Annotated in this window: 20 protein-coding genes; 17 read left to right on the forward strand and 3 right to left on the reverse strand. The window is 61.7% G+C overall.

What is annotated here, in order from left to right; translation table 11 throughout:
* Window positions 1-3: 3 nt before the first annotated feature.
* Window positions 4-504: a signal peptidase II gene (gene lspA, locus GBO37_RS03720; RefSeq protein WP_045983886.1), complete on the reverse strand. Its 501-nt coding sequence runs from the start codon at window positions 502-504 to the stop codon at window positions 4-6.
* Window positions 501-1,355, reverse strand: coding sequence for a cation transporter (locus GBO37_RS03725; RefSeq protein ID WP_123194467.1), 855 nt, complete (start codon window positions 1,353-1,355; stop codon window positions 501-503). The genes lspA and GBO37_RS03725 overlap by 4 nt, the downstream gene beginning before the upstream one ends.
* Window positions 1,356-1,411: 56 nt before the next feature.
* Between GBO37_RS03725 and GBO37_RS03730 the strand changes: the two genes are divergently transcribed.
* Both GBO37_RS03730 and GBO37_RS03735 read left to right on the forward strand, forming a co-directional pair.
* The gene (locus GBO37_RS03730) at window positions 1,412-1,756 is read left to right on the forward strand and encodes a helix-turn-helix transcriptional regulator (RefSeq protein ID WP_042250087.1); all 345 of its coding nucleotides are present in this window, start codon (window positions 1,412-1,414) and stop codon (window positions 1,754-1,756) included.
* 73 nt (window positions 1,757-1,829) lie between these two features.
* Window positions 1,830-2,348, forward strand: coding sequence for an aminotransferase class V-fold PLP-dependent enzyme (locus GBO37_RS03735; protein ID WP_139085845.1), 519 nt, complete (start codon window positions 1,830-1,832; stop codon window positions 2,346-2,348).
* A gap of 171 nt (window positions 2,349-2,519) precedes the next feature.
* Here the strand turns inward: GBO37_RS03735 and GBO37_RS03740 are convergent, their stop codons facing one another.
* On the reverse strand, window positions 2,520-4,970 hold the full coding sequence (locus tag GBO37_RS03740) for a heavy metal translocating P-type ATPase (protein WP_252927305.1): 2,451 nt from the start codon (window positions 4,968-4,970) through the stop codon (window positions 2,520-2,522).
* Between the two features lie 151 nt (window positions 4,971-5,121).
* On the opposite strand from GBO37_RS03740, the gene GBO37_RS03745 reads away from it, so the two are divergent.
* The 15 genes from GBO37_RS03745 to GBO37_RS03810 all read left to right on the forward strand — a co-directional run bounded on the left by GBO37_RS03745 (window position 5,122) and on the right by GBO37_RS03810 (window position 13,537).
* The gene (locus tag GBO37_RS03745) at window positions 5,122-5,589 is read left to right on the forward strand and encodes a MerR family DNA-binding protein (protein WP_071209503.1); all 468 of its coding nucleotides are present in this window, start codon (window positions 5,122-5,124) and stop codon (window positions 5,587-5,589) included.
* A 10-nt stretch (window positions 5,590-5,599) separates the two neighbouring features.
* A complete protein-coding gene (locus GBO37_RS03750; RefSeq protein ID WP_052650160.1) occupies window positions 5,600-5,962 on the forward strand; it encodes a hypothetical protein in 363 nt (120 codons plus the stop codon).
* Window positions 5,963-6,081: 119 nt separating this feature from the next.
* On the forward strand, window positions 6,082-7,002 hold the full coding sequence (locus tag GBO37_RS03755; RefSeq protein WP_239441421.1) for a sialidase family protein: 921 nt from the start codon (window positions 6,082-6,084) through the stop codon (window positions 7,000-7,002).
* A gap of 11 nt (window positions 7,003-7,013) precedes the next feature.
* Window positions 7,014-7,505, forward strand: a complete 492-nt coding sequence (locus GBO37_RS03760) for a DUF411 domain-containing protein (protein WP_084697693.1) — start codon at window positions 7,014-7,016, stop codon at window positions 7,503-7,505.
* A 4-nt stretch (window positions 7,506-7,509) separates the two neighbouring features.
* A complete protein-coding gene (locus GBO37_RS21420) occupies window positions 7,510-7,638 on the forward strand; it encodes a hypothetical protein (protein WP_255352811.1) in 129 nt (42 codons plus the stop codon).
* Window positions 7,635-8,114, forward strand: a complete 480-nt coding sequence (locus tag GBO37_RS03765; protein WP_252927309.1) for a cytochrome c — start codon at window positions 7,635-7,637, stop codon at window positions 8,112-8,114. Before GBO37_RS21420 ends, GBO37_RS03765 begins: the two co-directional genes overlap by 4 nt.
* Window positions 8,111-8,677: a DsbE family thiol:disulfide interchange protein gene (locus GBO37_RS03770; protein ID WP_045984154.1), complete on the forward strand. Its 567-nt coding sequence runs from the start codon at window positions 8,111-8,113 to the stop codon at window positions 8,675-8,677. The genes GBO37_RS03765 and GBO37_RS03770 overlap by 4 nt, the downstream gene beginning before the upstream one ends.
* On the forward strand, window positions 8,674-9,198 hold the full coding sequence (locus tag GBO37_RS03775; RefSeq protein WP_042249146.1) for a TlpA disulfide reductase family protein: 525 nt from the start codon (window positions 8,674-8,676) through the stop codon (window positions 9,196-9,198). Before GBO37_RS03770 ends, GBO37_RS03775 begins: the two co-directional genes overlap by 4 nt.
* Before the next feature lie 297 nt (window positions 9,199-9,495).
* Complete coding sequence (locus tag GBO37_RS03780) at window positions 9,496-9,768, forward strand: hypothetical protein (protein WP_042249153.1); 273 nt, start codon at window positions 9,496-9,498, stop codon at window positions 9,766-9,768.
* 54 nt (window positions 9,769-9,822) lie between these two features.
* Entirely contained in the window at window positions 9,823-10,473 is a 651-nt protein-coding gene (locus tag GBO37_RS03785; RefSeq protein ID WP_045984162.1) for an SCO family protein, read from the forward strand.
* Window positions 10,470-10,904, forward strand: coding sequence for a copper chaperone PCu(A)C (locus GBO37_RS03790; protein ID WP_045984157.1), 435 nt, complete (start codon window positions 10,470-10,472; stop codon window positions 10,902-10,904). Before GBO37_RS03785 ends, GBO37_RS03790 begins: the two co-directional genes overlap by 4 nt.
* A gap of 2 nt (window positions 10,905-10,906) precedes the next feature.
* Complete coding sequence (locus GBO37_RS03795) at window positions 10,907-11,512, forward strand: cytochrome-c oxidase (RefSeq protein ID WP_252927310.1); 606 nt, start codon at window positions 10,907-10,909, stop codon at window positions 11,510-11,512.
* Window positions 11,509-12,000 carry a hypothetical protein gene (locus tag GBO37_RS03800; protein ID WP_042249164.1) on the forward strand — a complete coding sequence of 164 codons (492 nt, stop codon included), beginning with the start codon at window positions 11,509-11,511 and terminating at the stop codon, window positions 11,998-12,000. Before GBO37_RS03795 ends, GBO37_RS03800 begins: the two co-directional genes overlap by 4 nt.
* Window positions 11,997-12,719 (forward strand): cytochrome c biogenesis CcdA family protein, encoded by a 723-nt coding sequence (locus GBO37_RS03805; RefSeq protein ID WP_042249167.1) that lies wholly within the window; start codon window positions 11,997-11,999, stop codon window positions 12,717-12,719. The genes GBO37_RS03800 and GBO37_RS03805 overlap by 4 nt, the downstream gene beginning before the upstream one ends.
* A 206-nt stretch (window positions 12,720-12,925) precedes the next feature.
* Window positions 12,926-13,537, forward strand: a complete 612-nt coding sequence (locus tag GBO37_RS03810; protein ID WP_042249170.1) for a class I SAM-dependent methyltransferase — start codon at window positions 12,926-12,928, stop codon at window positions 13,535-13,537.
* The last annotated feature ends 575 nt before the right edge of the window (window positions 13,538-14,112 follow it).

Below are 14,112 nucleotides of genomic sequence, written 5' to 3' on the forward strand. Positions count from 1 at the left end.
CGGTTACACCCCCGTTGTGTTTTCCTTGCGTTGACCCTGACCAAGCTTGTCCTTCGCAGAACGGAAGCTGTCCCAGAACAACAGGGCCGCGCCGCAGAAAATCGTTACGTCCGCAAGATTGAAGGACGGCCAATGGTATGATCCGTAATGGAAGTCGAGAAAGTCCGGAACGGCCTGATAGCGCACGCGATCGAGAATATTGCCGAGCGCGCCGCCGATGATCAGACCGAGAGCGGCAGCTGTTAGCCTGTCCGGCGCGCGCCATAACCAGATCAATAGCCATGCCACAATCACGCCAGCAAGCGCGACGAGACCCCACCACGGTACGAACCCGCCGAGCATACCGAAGCTGACCCCATCGTTCAGAACCCGCACGAGGTTAAGAAAGGGTAGAACCTCAACCCCGCTCTCAAGCTCACGTGTAGTCAGGGCGAGCGCCTTGGTGCCTTGATCGAGACCGAGCGCTGCGATTGCGCAGAGCCCACCAAGAACGCGACTGTTCATGCCGCCGCCTTCAGATCGGCCCGCGCATCGCGAATGATCGCCCAAGCGGAGTGCAGGAACAGTCCGGCGATACCGAAGGCGACGATAAGGTCGGGCCACGCGCTGCCCAGCCAAGCTACGAGACCGGCGGCGATGACGACCGCCGCATTGCCGATGGCGTCGTTGCGCGAGAAGAGCCAGACGGCCCGCATGTTCGCGTCGCCCTTGCGGAACCGCAGCAGCGGCAGAACGGAGACGACATTGACGACAAGGGCGATCATGCCGAGCAGGCCCATGAGACCTGCATCCGGCGTCGTCCGTTCGAAGACCCGGACGATCGTCGTGCCGAGGACGCCAAGACCGAGGAGCCCGAGGAAAATGCCCTGGATCAGGGCCGACCGAGCCCGCCAGGCGAGGCTCCAGCCAATGGCCAGCAGGCCGAGGAAGGTGATCGCGCCATCGCCGATGAAATCGAGCGCATCGGCCTTCACGGCCTGTGACCCGGCGATGAATCCGCCGATCATTTCAAGGACGCCGTAACCCACGTTCAGGATCACGACGATCCAGAGAGCGCGTCGGTAGGCCGGATCCTGATGAGCCGGATTCGGCGGAATATCTCCATCGCCCTCGATCCGGTCGAAGCCGTAACCGGTCACCGCAACGGCCTTTTCGATATCTGGCAGGCGCGCCTCGGAGGCGTTCAGTGTCATGATGTGCGTTGCGGCCGACACCTTCACATCGTCGGGCGCTACTCCGGCCGACTGCGCCGCCCGTTCGATCTGCGCGGCATCCTTTGCGCAATCCATACCGGAAACCCGGTAACGGAAGGGCGGGGCATCAGCCGTCGATCCGGCTCTTTCGGTGTTGGCCATGGTCGCGCTATTCCTGCTAGGATGAATCGAAGAACAACATATCAGCGAGGAGTGATATGGTGCAAATCGTCGATGACCGCAAGAGCGCGACCATCGAGCGACGGGCGAAATTGTTCCGCGGCTTCGCGGACCCGAGCCGCCTGGCCATTCTCGGTGCACTTTGCAATGAGCCATTGGCCGTTCACGAGATCGTCGAGCGGACGGAACTATCGCAACCCAACGTCTCCAACCACCTGAGGTGCCTGCTGGACTGCGGGCTTGTCGCCAGCGACCGCGATGGGCGCTTCATCCGCTACCGTATCAGCAGCCCGCGCATCACGGTCCTTCTGAGCGATGTAGACTCACTTCTCGACGTGGTCTCAGAGGGTGTTGACGCGTGTAACAATTATCGTGGGGAATGAACGATCAAATTTTGACCGACACACACGGCATGATGCACCGTAGCGCTTCGAAGGCACAGCTTGCCGACAGCTATTGCAGGCGGCTCGCGCTCGCCGTGAAAATCCAGTCCTTCATCTTATCACTCAAAAAGAATATTCCCTAACTAGGCGGATCGAGGGCCTGAAGTTTCATGGAACTGGCTATGCGGGTGATGGTCATGATCGTTTGGGGGTCATTCCATTCACGCTGACATCTCAGCCGCATGGGCTTGTTGCGGCTGCACTTGCGACTGAATATGGGATTGGCGTCAGAAGCGGCTGCTTTTGCGCCCATCCGTACCTGATCCGCTTGCTTGGACTTTCGCCAGACGCGGTCGAGAAGGTACGCATTGACATGGCCCGGGGCGACCGCCGCACAGTGCCTGGAATGGTCCGGATCAGTTTCGGAATGTACAATTCAACCGATGACATCGATCAGCTTGCCATTGCCCTGGAACAGATTGCCGCCGGTCAGTTCAACGGGATCTACAGCCAGGAGCGGGAAAGTGGCGACTACAGCGCTCTTGGCTGGAAAAGCAACACGGCCTCGGCCTTTTCCCTGGGCGCGGCATGAACCCGAAACGACCGGGCCAAAGCCTTTGTATTCGCCTCGGGCCTGAAACTGAGCCTTTGGCCTATTTCCAAGACTGAACAGAATGAATGATAATTGCCGTATCCATCGCCAAATCCTCGGCGATGGATACTCCGCTGTCACGGTCCTGCCGGTAATCCCGGCAACCTCTCTTCACAGTTTCACACCTCTCAGGCGCAATGCATTGGCGATGACCGAAACGGAGGACAGGCTCATCGCCGCTGCGGCGAACATCGGCGAAAGGAGCAGTCCGAAGAACGGGTAGAGCAGACCGGCTGCCACCGGCACTCCTGCCGCGTTATAGATCATCGCGAAGAACAGGTTCTGCCGGATGTTGCTCATGGTCGCCTGCGACAAGCGCCGTGCGCGTACAATGCCACCAAGATCGCCTTTCAGCAGGGTGATCCCGGCACTTTCGATGGCAACGTCGGCACCTGTTCCCATGGCGATGCCCACGTCGGCCTGAGCGAGTGCCGGCGCATCGTTGACTCCGTCTCCGGCCATGGCGACCTTGCGACCCTCAGCCTGAAGATCGCGGATGATCCGGGCCTTGTCCTCGGGTAACACGTCGGCCCGGATCTCTTCGATCCCGAGGCGTCCGGCGATGGCGCGGGCAGTGCGCTCGTTATCGCCCGTCGCCATCACGATGCGGAAACCCAGTTCGCGCAGCGCCTTCAACGCTTCGGGCGTCGTTTCCTTGACGGGATCTGCAACGCTGACCAGACCTGCAATCACTCCGTCGACCACGATGAACATGACGGTTTCGCCCTCGTCCCGGCGTGCGTTCGCAGCCTCGGCCGCGGCCGGTGCATCGATCCCGAGTTCGGCCAGCATCCTGGCATTGCCAAGAGCAACGGATTTTCCGTCGACCACGCCCTTGACCCCCATGCCGGTGACAGCCTCGAAGTCATCTGCTTGTGCCAGGCTCAATCCGCGAGCTTCGGCACCGCGCACGATGGCCTCGGCCAGAGGGTGCTCAGATCCTCGTTCCAGGCTGGCCGCGAGACGCAGAATCTCGTTCTCGTCATGACCCCGTTCTGGTAGAAGCGCCGCAAGTTCCGGCTTGCCGACCGTCAGCGTGCCGGTCTTGTCGACGATCAGGGTGTCGACCTTCTCGAAGGCCTCCAGCGCTTCGGCATTCTTGATGAGAACGCCCGCCTGAGCGCCTCGGCCTGTGGCCGTCATGATCGACATCGGGGTCGCAAGCCCGAGGGCGCAGGGGCAGGCGATGATAAGAACAGCAATGGCCGAGACGAGTGCATAGGCCAGGGCGGGGGCCGGACCCCAAATCGACCAGGCGATAAAGGACAAGATCGCAACGGCGATAACAGCCGGGACAAAATATCCCGCCACCGCGTCGGCGAGCTTCTGGATCGGGGCACGCGACCGCTGTGCCGCTGCCACCATCTCCACGATCTGCGCAAGCATCGTATCCTTGCCCACGCGCCTGGCCTCGATGATCAGACTTCCGTTGCCGTTGATGGTGGCCCCTGTCACCGGATCGCCGTGAGCTTTCTCGACGGGAACCGGCTCGCCGGTGAGCATGGATTCGTCAACGAAGGAACGCCCGTCCACCACCTCGCCATCAACGGGAACCTTCTCGCCTGGCCGGATACGGAGGCGGCCGCCGATCTGCACGTCTTCGAGCGGGACCTCCTCCTCCTCACCGTTTTTGCGGATGACACGAGCACTCTTGGCGGCAAGATCAAGAAGCGCCCGGATCGCCGATCCTGTCCGTTCGCGCGCCCGCAGTTCGAGGATCTGCCCGAGAAGGACAAGAACCACGATGACGGCCCCAGCCTCGAAATAGATGCCAACATTTCCTTCCGCATCACGGAAACCGGCCGGGAACAGCTGTGGCGCGATGACAGCAACCGTGCTGAAGCTCCACGCGGCGAAAACCCCCATGCCGATCAGGCTGAACATGTTCAGGTTCATGCTGCGAAAGCTTTTCCAGCCGCGCACGAGGAACGGCCAACCGGCCCACAGGATCACCGGCGTCGCCAAAATCAGTTCCAGCCAGTGCGCGGCCCGCTCGCCGGTCCAGCTGCGAAGGGGGAGGCCGATATAGCCCCCCATGGCCAGAAGCACCACCGGCACGGTCAGCACGAGGCCCACCCGGAACCTGCGGGTAAAATCCACCAGCTCCGGGTTCGGGCCCTCGTCTCCCTGAGGGACACCCTTTGGTTCCAAGGCCATTCCGCAGATCGGGCAATCTCCAGGGCCGACCTGCTCGATCTCTGGATGCATGGGGCAGGTATAGGTCGTGCCTGCGGGCATTGGTTCCGGCGTCGGCCGACCCTTCAGATAGGTCGCTGGCGCGGTATCGAACTTATCCTTGCAGCGAGGTGAACAGAAGTAGAAGCGCTCGCCCTCGTGCTTCGACAGATGTTGCGCCGTCGCGCGGTTGACTGACATCCCGCAAACCGGATCAACGGCTTCGACATAGGTTTCGGGCTCGGCCGCAAATTTGTTACGGCATCCATCCGAGCAGAAATGGTAAAGATGGCCTGCGTGCTCGTGGTGGAAACTGCTGCCTGCGTCGGCCGTCATGCCGCAGACTGGATCGCGCACTGTGGCTTTCTGGGCATCCGGATTGTTCATCTGGCTCTCCTTTGTGCAAAGGCATTGTTCCGGGATCAATCTGGGGCCTCCAGCCACTGGAAGGTCAAGGGAGTGCAAAAAAGAACTTTGACCTGTTGACCCTCCAGTAGGTGGAGGCCCTATCTGGGGAGCAAGGATGAAGGAGGTCGGCATGAACATCGGCAACGTGTCGGAACGCAGCGGTCTGCCCGTGAAGACGATCCGCTACTACGAGGACATCGGCCTGGTGCGATCTGAACGGAGCAGCAATGGCTATCGGCTGTTCAGGGAGGACCACCTTCACAAGCTGAAGTTCATTGGCCGCGCCAGATCGCTTGGGTTCAGCCTGGAAGACTGTCGCGAGCTGATGGCTCTCTACGAAGATCGTGCATCTGCGGCTGCCGACGCAAAGGAGATCGCCCGGCATCATATTTTCCGGGTGGAGCAGAAGATCGTGGAGCTCCAGAGTATGACCGCAACGCTTCAACGCCTGGTCGCCCTTTGTGATCAGGGAAATCGGCCTGAATGCCCTATCCTGAACGACCTCCCGCAAGGACAAAGCAGTTCAGAGGACAAGGAAATGTCCCTCTCACATTGTCGCGAAGAGTCGGCAGTGGATTCTCTTGGAAAGAAGGCATAGATTAAGCGCCATGACCGTGTTCAGCCGCATGCTTCTCGTTCTTGTGCTTGCCGTATTTGCGGCAGGGTCAGTCGTGCATGCGGCTGGAGCGAGCACGATGGCAGTTGATATGGCTATGGTCGAGATGTCGGACATGGATCCTGCCAGTATGGGTTCCGCCGATTGCAATGCCTGCGGCGACGAAGACGGAGCAGGCACTGCAGTGTGCGATCTTGTCTGTTCGGCAGGAGGCTTCGCTGCCGTTCCTGAGGCCGACACGCCTGAACTCAGACCCACGACGCATGACCTGCGGCAGCAGTTCAGCGATGTGAAGCTCAGCGGCGTCGGCAATTTGCCGCTCCGAGACCCCCCACGATCCAATCCTCTGATCTGACCGCTTTTGGCGCGTGATGCGTCAAAAGCCGGTCCCGTGGAGGCGTCAGCCTCCGGTCTGGTCCTGTCTCGCCCCAAAGCGCGACTGCCAGCAGCCGACCCGGATCATGAGGTAGTCCCATGTCACCCAAATCACCTTCGATGCTTTCGCGTCGCCTGTTTCTCTTCTCTGCCGCAAGTGCGGCAAGCATTCTGGCGCTTCCGTTGTCGAGCATCGCATCCATTCCGGCCCCCCGAGCGGTGGCATTCGACGGCGACAGCATCCTGCTTGCAGCCGACCGTCTTTTCCGCAGCGACAATGCCGGTCGCTCCTGGGCGGCGCTTGCCGCGCCAGGACCCGTCTTTGCGCTGGCAACCCATCCCGCGCTTTCCGGCCGCATCCTTGCCGCCCTCGATCGAGGCATCGCCCTGTCGGACGACGGCGGACAGATCTGGCAGGTCCGCGATGACGGCTTGCCTGAGGCCAAGGTTCTGGCAATCGCCATGGCTACCCGCGCCCCTGACACCTTCTACGCCGCGCTGGAGGGCGACGGGCTGTGGATGTCGGAGGATGCAGGCCAGTCCTGGAGCCTGGCGATGGACCGCCCCTGGCTCAATGAAGCGGAGCGCGATCCGCTGGCCTTGACCTCTGTCGATCTGGAGAGCGGCATGGGCGGGATCTGGCTCTATGCGGGCACCGAGACCGGTCTGACCCGCGTGCCCGACTGCTTCTGCCGGTGGCAGGATGTTCAGCCCGGTGACGCCATGGATGCGCTGGTCTCGCAGGATGCCCCACCGTCCGAGGCCCCGCTGCCCGAGGGCGAGGCGGTCCTGTCGTTGGTCAGTGCCCCCTCGTCGCCCGCCACCCTCCATGCCGCGCTTCCCTCGGGCATCTGGACCTCGAAGGACGGTGGCGTGGTTTGGGCGCGGGAGGCGCAGCAGCCTGCCACCGCCCTCGCCGTTCATTCAGAGGACAAGACATATCTCGCCGCCATCATCGGCGGCAGCCTGCACCTCAGTCGCGATGGCGGCAAAAGCTGGACCGCAATTGCGGTCGCATGAAGGAGATGACCATGAAAAAGATGATTGCCGCCGCCACGCTGGCTGCCCTTGGAGCCGGTGGCGCCTTCGCCTTCACCAGCCTTGCTCCGGCACAGGGCGAGCTTGCCCCGATGCCGGTCGTGGCGGCGGCCGACGCCGCCCACCAGGTCACGATCTGGCGGGACCCTGGCTGCGGCTGCTGCGACACTTACGCCGATTATCTTGAAGCGCATGGCTATGTCGTGACGCTGGTGGACGACCGCAACTTCGACCGCCGCTCGGTGGATGTGGGCGTGCCGGAACAAGGCCTCGGCTGCCATCTGGCAGAGGTGGACGGCTATTACGTCAGCGGCCTCGTGCCGGTCGAGATCATCGAACGGCTGGTGACCGAGCGCCCGGACATCGACGGCATCACGCTGCCCGGCATGCCTTCGAACGCACCGGGCATGGCGCAGGTCAAGACCGGGACCCTCAAGACCTATTCCTTCGGCGAGGACGGCGTGGCCGTTTATTCTGATGAGTGAGTGCATGGGAATGATGGGCGGCCCGATGATGGGCATCATGATGCTGGGCGGCGGGGTGTTCATGCTGCTCGTAGTGACGGTGCTGGTGCTGGCCCTTGTTGCGCTGGTGAAACATCTTCGGGGGCGGGGATGAAGCGGCTCGGCCTGATCCTGTCGGGCGCGGCGGTCGCAGGAGCCGCCGCACTGGCAGCAGGGGCGACGCAGTCTGAGTCTGCCGCCGAGGGCGTGACTTTCATGGGTGAACCTGTGACGGCCGATAATATCACGCTCGGGCAGGAGATCTACGCCGCCAACTGCGCCTCCTGCCACGGTGCCGATCTTGAGGGACAGCCCGATTGGAAGCGCAGGCTCGACAACGGCCGCATGCCGGCCCCGCCCCATGATAAGACCGGCCACACCTGGCACCACCCCGATAACCAGCTGTTCACCATCACCAAGCTGGGCGTAGAAGCCGTGGTCGAAGGGTACGAGAGCGACATGCCGGCTTTCGAGGGCATCCTGACGGATGCCGAGATCCGGTCCGTGCTCGGCTATATCAAGAGCACCTGGCCCCAACGGGAGCGCGGCTTCCAAGCCGAGGTGACCGGCAAAGAAAAGGCTGCGCCGTGAGCACCGAAGCGAAGGCCAGACGGAGTTCCTGGTGGGCCCTGTTGCCGCTCACTGTCTTCGCAGGGCTGGCAGCGGCGTTCTTCTGGGGTCTCTTCAGCAAGGCCGATGAGCTGCCCTCCGCGCTCGTCGGTCGCCAGGTTCCCGAGTTCGCCCTGCCACCCATCGAAGGCATGGCGGAGCGCTTCTCCAATGCCGACCTGCGCGGGAAGGTGTCCATCGTCAATGTCTGGGCTTCGTGGTGCGTGCCGTGCCGGGTCGAGATGCCGCTGCTGGTCGAGCTGGCCGAAACCGGTGCCGTCCCGATCTTCGGGATCAACTACAAGGATGCGCCGGAGGCTGCGCGGGCGTTCCTGGACGATTTGGGAAACCCTTACACGCGGATCGGCGCCGACCGGAACGGTCGTGTCTCCATTGACTGGGGCGTCTATGGACTGCCCGAAACCTTCGTGATCGATGCCGAAGGGCAGATCGCATACAAGCATGTCGGCCCCTTCGATCGCCGCGCTCTCGAGGAAAAGATCCTGCCGATCGTGCGGCGCCTCCAGGCGGAGGCAGGGACATGATGCGCCGCGCGGTTCTGACGGGAGCCCTGGTGCTTGCGGCGGCGCCGGCTTCTGCCCGTGTGCCCCTCAGGCTGCATGACGTCCCGCGCAGGATGCTATCAACCAGCTTTGTCGACCAGCAGGGACGGAAGCTGGCGCTGGCCGACTTCCGCGGACAGATCGTTTTGCTGAACATCTGGGCGACGTGGTGCCCGCCCTGCATTGACGAGATGCCGGCGCTCGACAGGCTCCAGGTCCGTCTCGACGACAGCGGCTTTCATGTTCTTGCGCTTTCGATCGACGAGAGAATGGCGGAGGTGCGCCGGTTTTACGACAACCTCGGCATCCGACACCTCGAACCGTATCTGGCCCAAAAATCACGCGTCATGGCGGACATCGCTGCGGTCGGCTTGCCAACAACAATCCTCATCGACCGGGGCGGCCGCGAACGTGGCCGCCTCGTCGGTCCTGCCGAATGGGACGGCCGTGCCGCCATTCGCCTGATCCAGTCCCTCAACGAAGAAAGGAACCTCAGCCAATGACCTAGATAGACGCGGGGGCGCATCCGCAGCCAACCCGTCCCCGCATCGGCATCCGCCCTGGCCGCCGCACCCTGATCCTTGCAGCGCTCGCCCTTGTCACCGCCGGAATGGCGATGAACTGGGGCTGGCTTGTCGCTGTCGGGGCTGCGCCGCTGATCCTCAGTCTGGCGCCCTGCATTGCGATGTGCGGGCTGGGTCTGTGCATGATGAGCGGCTCGAAATCTTGCGCAAGCAAGACTGGCGCGGCGGAAATGCCGCGCTCTACCACTGACTGAACCGAAACCACAGGAGAAGACCATGAACACGACGATCAAATCCACCCTGACCGCAACTGCCCTGGCAGCGCTGCTGGCGACTGCCGCCGTCGCGCAAAACAGCGCCACCAGCACCACCGATGCGCCCGAGCAGGAAACCATGCAGGGCGACATGATGCACGGTGACATGAAGGACGGCCAGATGATGGGCGGCGACATGAAGGGCATGATGCAGATGATGGAGAACTGCAACGAGATGATGCAGACCATGAACGAGCACATGAAGTCCCATGACGAAGCCGGCAGCGAAGGCTGACGAAAGAAAAATCCCGCTCGCGCACTCGGTGCGGGCGGGATGAAAGCGACAGACATGACAAAGATTTCCCCGACCGGCATCAAGCGCCTGCGCCTTGTCCTCTGGTCCGCCACCCTCCTCGCCGCAATCGCGGTAGGGCTCGCGCTGTGGATGGCGCCGCCCGTGCCAGCCGCATCCGCGCCGACATTCCAAGGCGAGGCCGACATCCGCTCGGCCTTTACCCTTACCGACCATAACGGGCGGGCCGTGACAGAGGCGGACTATGCAGGGCGCTGGCAGCTCGTGTTCTTTGGCTTCACGCATTGCCCCGACATCTGCCCGACCACGCTTGCCTACATGGCCAACGTTCTCGACCTCCTTGGCAGCAAGGCGGACAACGTCGCGCCACTCTTCGTGACCGTGGACCCTGCACGGGACACGGTGCCGGTGATGGCTGCATATGTCTCCGCCTTTCACCCGCGGATGATCGGCCTGACGGGAACGGAAGCACAAGTCGCCGAGGCGACCGGGAACTACCGGACATGGTTCGAGCCCGGCGAGGACGCGACCGCACCCGATGGCTATGTCATGGCCCATGCCGGACATCTCTACCTGATGCGGCCGGATGGCACATTCGAAGCCGTGTTCATGGAAGCCGACCAGCCACCCGGGGCGCTGGCCGAGGAAATCGCCATGCGGATCGAGAAAGAGGAGAGGATGCAATGAAGGTTCTTATGACTGCGCTTGCGCTGACATGGCCGGCAGTGGCCGTGGCCGAGGTCACGGTGTCCGACCCCTGGGCGCGGGCCAGCATCCTCGCCTCACGCCCGGGTGCGGCCTATCTGACGCTGCGATCTGACGTGGCCGATCAGCTGGTCGGGATCAAAAGCCCTGTGGCGGCGGAGGTCATGATCCATGCCGTCGAGACCGACGCGGCGGGGACCAGCCGGATGACGCATCTCGACAGGCTCGCGCTTGAGCCGGACGTTCCGGTAATGCTGGCGCCGGGCAGCATGCACGTGATGCTGATGGGCCTGACGGAGAAGCTGGAGGAAGGGGCGAAATTCCCACTGACGCTGTCGTTCCAGGAAGCGGGCGAGGTGACCGTCGAAGTGCCGATCCTCGGTCCCGGCGCTTCCGGTCCGGAGGCGGAATGAGAATGCGCCATGCCTTCGCTGCCGCAGTCCTGCTGGCCTCCCCGGCCTTTGCACATCACCCCGGGGATCGACTGGACGAGGTGACGGCTGCCAGGGAGCCAGCCTTCGAGGTGACGGACACCCGCAGCCTGCCCCATCTGGAACTTATCGATGCCGCAAGTCGCGGCGTTGAACTTGACGGAATGACCGACAGGATCATCGTCCTCAGCTTCACGCCCGAAGGCTGCGGTGCGCCTTGTGATGCGCAGCAGCGGCTGATCGAACGGGTCCGGCAGGCCGTGAACATTACCCCGATGCAGAACATGGTGAGCTTTGTGAATGTTGCAGAGCCGGGCGCGGCCTGGTTCGCTGCCGGTGAAAACTGCATCCAGGCCTCTTCGCTCCCGGGTGAACCGGTTGCCGATCTTTCCGAGGCGTTCTCCGGGCTTTCCTCGCGCGGCGGAACGGAACCGGCGGTCCACATCATTGACCGTGGCGGGCGGCATGCAGGCCTGTTTCATGGCAGCGCGTTCCGTCACGCAGACATGATGCTCTACATCAACGGCCTGACGAACATGCGGCCGCCCGAGCCAGGCTTCCGTGACAAACTAGGCGAGCTCTTCAGATGATACGAGACCTGCACCAGGCGGTGCGTCCGGATTGGTTGTCGGCCTTGCGGCGCTATATTCTGTATTCGTCCATTGGACATCTCGTGTGGGAAGTCCTGCACGTTCAGCTCTATACGATCTGGGTCGAGGGCAGCTGGAACGAGATTGCCTTCGCTGTCGTGCATTGCACTGGCGGCGACTTGTTGATCGCGGCCAGCACCTTGCTTCTGGCCCTGTTCTTGACCGGACACCCTGCGTGGCCCGGCCGGCGGGCGGGGCCGGTTCTGGTCCTGGCGGTGGTTTTCGGCGTTTTCTACACCGTGTTCAGCGAATGGCTGAACATCGAGCTGCGCGGTGCTTGGGCCTACCGCGAGGCAATGCCGGTTGTGCCATTGCTGAACGCCGGTCTGACGCCGCTTCTTCAATGGGTCGTCGTGCCGACGGTGTGTCTTCTGGCCGCGCGTCGGCTGAACCCCGCGCCGCCCGTCGAAGGGAGGCTTGAGAATTGACCGATCTTTCGGCTCTCGGTCTCACCGTTCCCCTCCTTGCAGGGGCGATCTCCTTCCTGTCTCCCTGTGTCTTGCCGCTTGTGCCGGGCTATGTTTCCTATATCGCAGGGCGAAACGCTGTTTCCGAGCCATCGCGGAGCCGGGCGGTCTGGCTCAGCCTCTGTTTCGTATTCGGCTTTTCCACCATCTTCATTGCTCTCGGGGCCTCGGCGACAGCACTCGGCCAGGCCCTTCTCGGCTGGCGCTACGAGTTGAACCTTGTTGGCGGCGTCATCATCATCCTGTTCGGCCTCTTCATGATGGGCGCGGCCCGTCTGTCAGCAATGGAGCGCGACCTGCGGTTCAACTTCGACCTGCCCGGGGGGCAGCCGCTTGCCTCCTACATCCTCGGGCTTGCCTTCGGGTTTGGTTGGACACCCTGCATCGGCCCTATCCTTGGGGCGATTCTGACCGCCAGTGCCGCGAGCGCGACTATTGGCGAGGGCGTGGCAATGCTGGCCATCTACTCCGTCGGCCTCGGCATCCCTTTTCTTCTGGTCGCGGCCTTTGCGGACGGGGTTTCACTTCGCCTACGCCGACTTCGAAACGCAGGCCGATGGCTGCACAAAGTGGCGGGTGTCATCATGGTACTCATGGGCATCCTGATGGCGACGAACAGTTTTAGTGCGCTGTCTTATCGGATGCTCGAAATGTTTCCAGCGCTTGGTCGCTTGGGCTGAAGCGTATTGGTCCTGCACCGGTTTCACCTCGTTTTGCTGAGCGCAATATTCAAGGAGACCGAAGATGACAGTGATAGGCCACGATGGGTGCAAACGGGATGCCATTCGCATTCTTCACCGGCAGCTGGCTCGTTTTGCCTAGTGGCTGCTGGGCAAATTGCCATTCCTTGGCACAAAGCGGATGACAGGCTGAAAGGAAACGCCTCATGGGAATATACGACACCTTCATTCTCCCCCGATTGACACATCTTGCGATGGGTCACCGAATGCTTACGCCGCTTCGTGAACGGGCCGTCGCGGGGGCGGCCGGCGAAGTCCTGGAGCTGGGCGTTGGCTCGGGGCTGAACCTGCCATATTATGACGCTGGCGTTTTGAGGCTGGTGGGGATCGACACCTCGGCACCTCTTGTGGAAATGGCGCTGAGGCGGGCGTCCGCGCTCCGCTACCCGGCAAATATTTTACAGGCAAGCGCGGAAGATCTCCCGTTCGCAGACCGTAGTTTCGATACCGTTGTGGTCACTTGGACGCTGTGCAGCGTTGGCGACGTCCGCAAGGTTCTGCGTGAAGTGAAACGGGTGCTGAGGCCAGGCGGCCGTCTGCACTTTGCCGAACACGGTCAGGCACCGGATAGGAACATCAGGATCTGGCAAGAGCGGATCACGCCCTTGTGGCGCCTCTGCGCTGGCAACTGCCATCTGGACCGGCCCACGGCGACTCTCCTGACGGAAGGTGGATTTCATGTTGAAAACTTGAGCACAGGCTATCTGCCAGGGCCCAAACCCCTCACCTTCATGTACGAGGGGCGTGCGCGACTTTAAAAGCAGACGGGGTCGTCATCATTGCCATTGCGCGCAGGCTCATCACCATCGCACACGCCATCCTCAAAACCGGCGAGACATGGCGGCATCAGATGGCCTGATAAACATAATTGCTAACATTTTCGCAGCAATCGGAGATTCCGATAGCCCGTGAATGTCAAGCAAAAACGTCATTCTGACCTTTTTTCAGACCAAAAGGTTATACTGCTTTCTTAGGTTAACAAACGCGTTCACTAGCGGCCGTTCCAAACCTGCAACGCGGATCAACGAATGCCCGCCTCCCCTGCCCTTTTTTCAAAGTGTTCAAAAACGATCCTTTTTGAACATGGGGCAGGGCGATCATTGATCCATCGAGCAGCTACTTTTTGACGGCGCTAAGTAGATGAGGAAAGCTACGATGCCATTTTGGCTGATATGATAGACTTACTGGCTAACTGATTTGGAAAAATGGAATATCTTCTTGTATCCCCAGAAATGTCCACGAAATATGTGGATAGCTTTGGGTTGCGGCGAAGCGACGACAATGACCAAGAACTGCGCGGTGTTACATAACAAAGCTTATAGACGATTTTGGC

Origin of the sequence: Paracoccus sp. 08 (genome assembly GCF_024105395.1) — a bacterium.
In the GTDB taxonomy this organism is placed as follows: Bacteria; Pseudomonadota; Alphaproteobacteria; order Rhodobacterales; family Rhodobacteraceae; genus Paracoccus; species Paracoccus marcusii.

What these genes read in the sequence shown, in the direction of transcription:
- lspA (WP_045983886.1), bottom strand. Translation starts at nt 504, where the DNA reads ATGAACAGTCGCGTTCTTGGTGGGCTCTGCGCAATCGCAGCGCTCGGT.
- GBO37_RS03725 (WP_123194467.1), bottom strand. Translation starts at nt 1,355, where the DNA reads ATGGCCAACACCGAAAGAGCCGGATCGACGGCTGATGCCCCGCCCTTC.
- GBO37_RS03730 (WP_042250087.1), top strand. Translation starts at nt 1,412, where the DNA reads ATGGTGCAAATCGTCGATGACCGCAAGAGCGCGACCATCGAGCGACGG.
- GBO37_RS03740 (WP_252927305.1), bottom strand. Translation starts at nt 4,970, where the DNA reads ATGAACAATCCGGATGCCCAGAAAGCCACAGTGCGCGATCCAGTCTGC.
- GBO37_RS03745 (WP_071209503.1), top strand. Translation starts at nt 5,122, where the DNA reads ATGAACATCGGCAACGTGTCGGAACGCAGCGGTCTGCCCGTGAAGACG.
- GBO37_RS03750 (WP_052650160.1), top strand. Translation starts at nt 5,600, where the DNA reads ATGACCGTGTTCAGCCGCATGCTTCTCGTTCTTGTGCTTGCCGTATTT.
- GBO37_RS03755 (WP_239441421.1), top strand. Translation starts at nt 6,082, where the DNA reads ATGTCACCCAAATCACCTTCGATGCTTTCGCGTCGCCTGTTTCTCTTC.
- GBO37_RS03760 (WP_084697693.1), top strand. Translation starts at nt 7,014, where the DNA reads ATGAAAAAGATGATTGCCGCCGCCACGCTGGCTGCCCTTGGAGCCGGT.
- GBO37_RS21420 (WP_255352811.1), top strand. Translation starts at nt 7,510, where the DNA reads ATGGGAATGATGGGCGGCCCGATGATGGGCATCATGATGCTGGGCGGC.
- GBO37_RS03765 (WP_252927309.1), top strand. Translation starts at nt 7,635, where the DNA reads ATGAAGCGGCTCGGCCTGATCCTGTCGGGCGCGGCGGTCGCAGGAGCC.
- GBO37_RS03775 (WP_042249146.1), top strand. Translation starts at nt 8,674, where the DNA reads ATGATGCGCCGCGCGGTTCTGACGGGAGCCCTGGTGCTTGCGGCGGCG.
- GBO37_RS03780 (WP_042249153.1), top strand. Translation starts at nt 9,496, where the DNA reads ATGAACACGACGATCAAATCCACCCTGACCGCAACTGCCCTGGCAGCG.
- GBO37_RS03785 (WP_045984162.1), top strand. Translation starts at nt 9,823, where the DNA reads ATGACAAAGATTTCCCCGACCGGCATCAAGCGCCTGCGCCTTGTCCTC.
- GBO37_RS03790 (WP_045984157.1), top strand. Translation starts at nt 10,470, where the DNA reads ATGAAGGTTCTTATGACTGCGCTTGCGCTGACATGGCCGGCAGTGGCC.
- GBO37_RS03795 (WP_252927310.1), top strand. Translation starts at nt 10,907, where the DNA reads ATGCGCCATGCCTTCGCTGCCGCAGTCCTGCTGGCCTCCCCGGCCTTT.
- GBO37_RS03800 (WP_042249164.1), top strand. Translation starts at nt 11,509, where the DNA reads ATGATACGAGACCTGCACCAGGCGGTGCGTCCGGATTGGTTGTCGGCC.
- GBO37_RS03810 (WP_042249170.1), top strand. Translation starts at nt 12,926, where the DNA reads ATGGGAATATACGACACCTTCATTCTCCCCCGATTGACACATCTTGCG.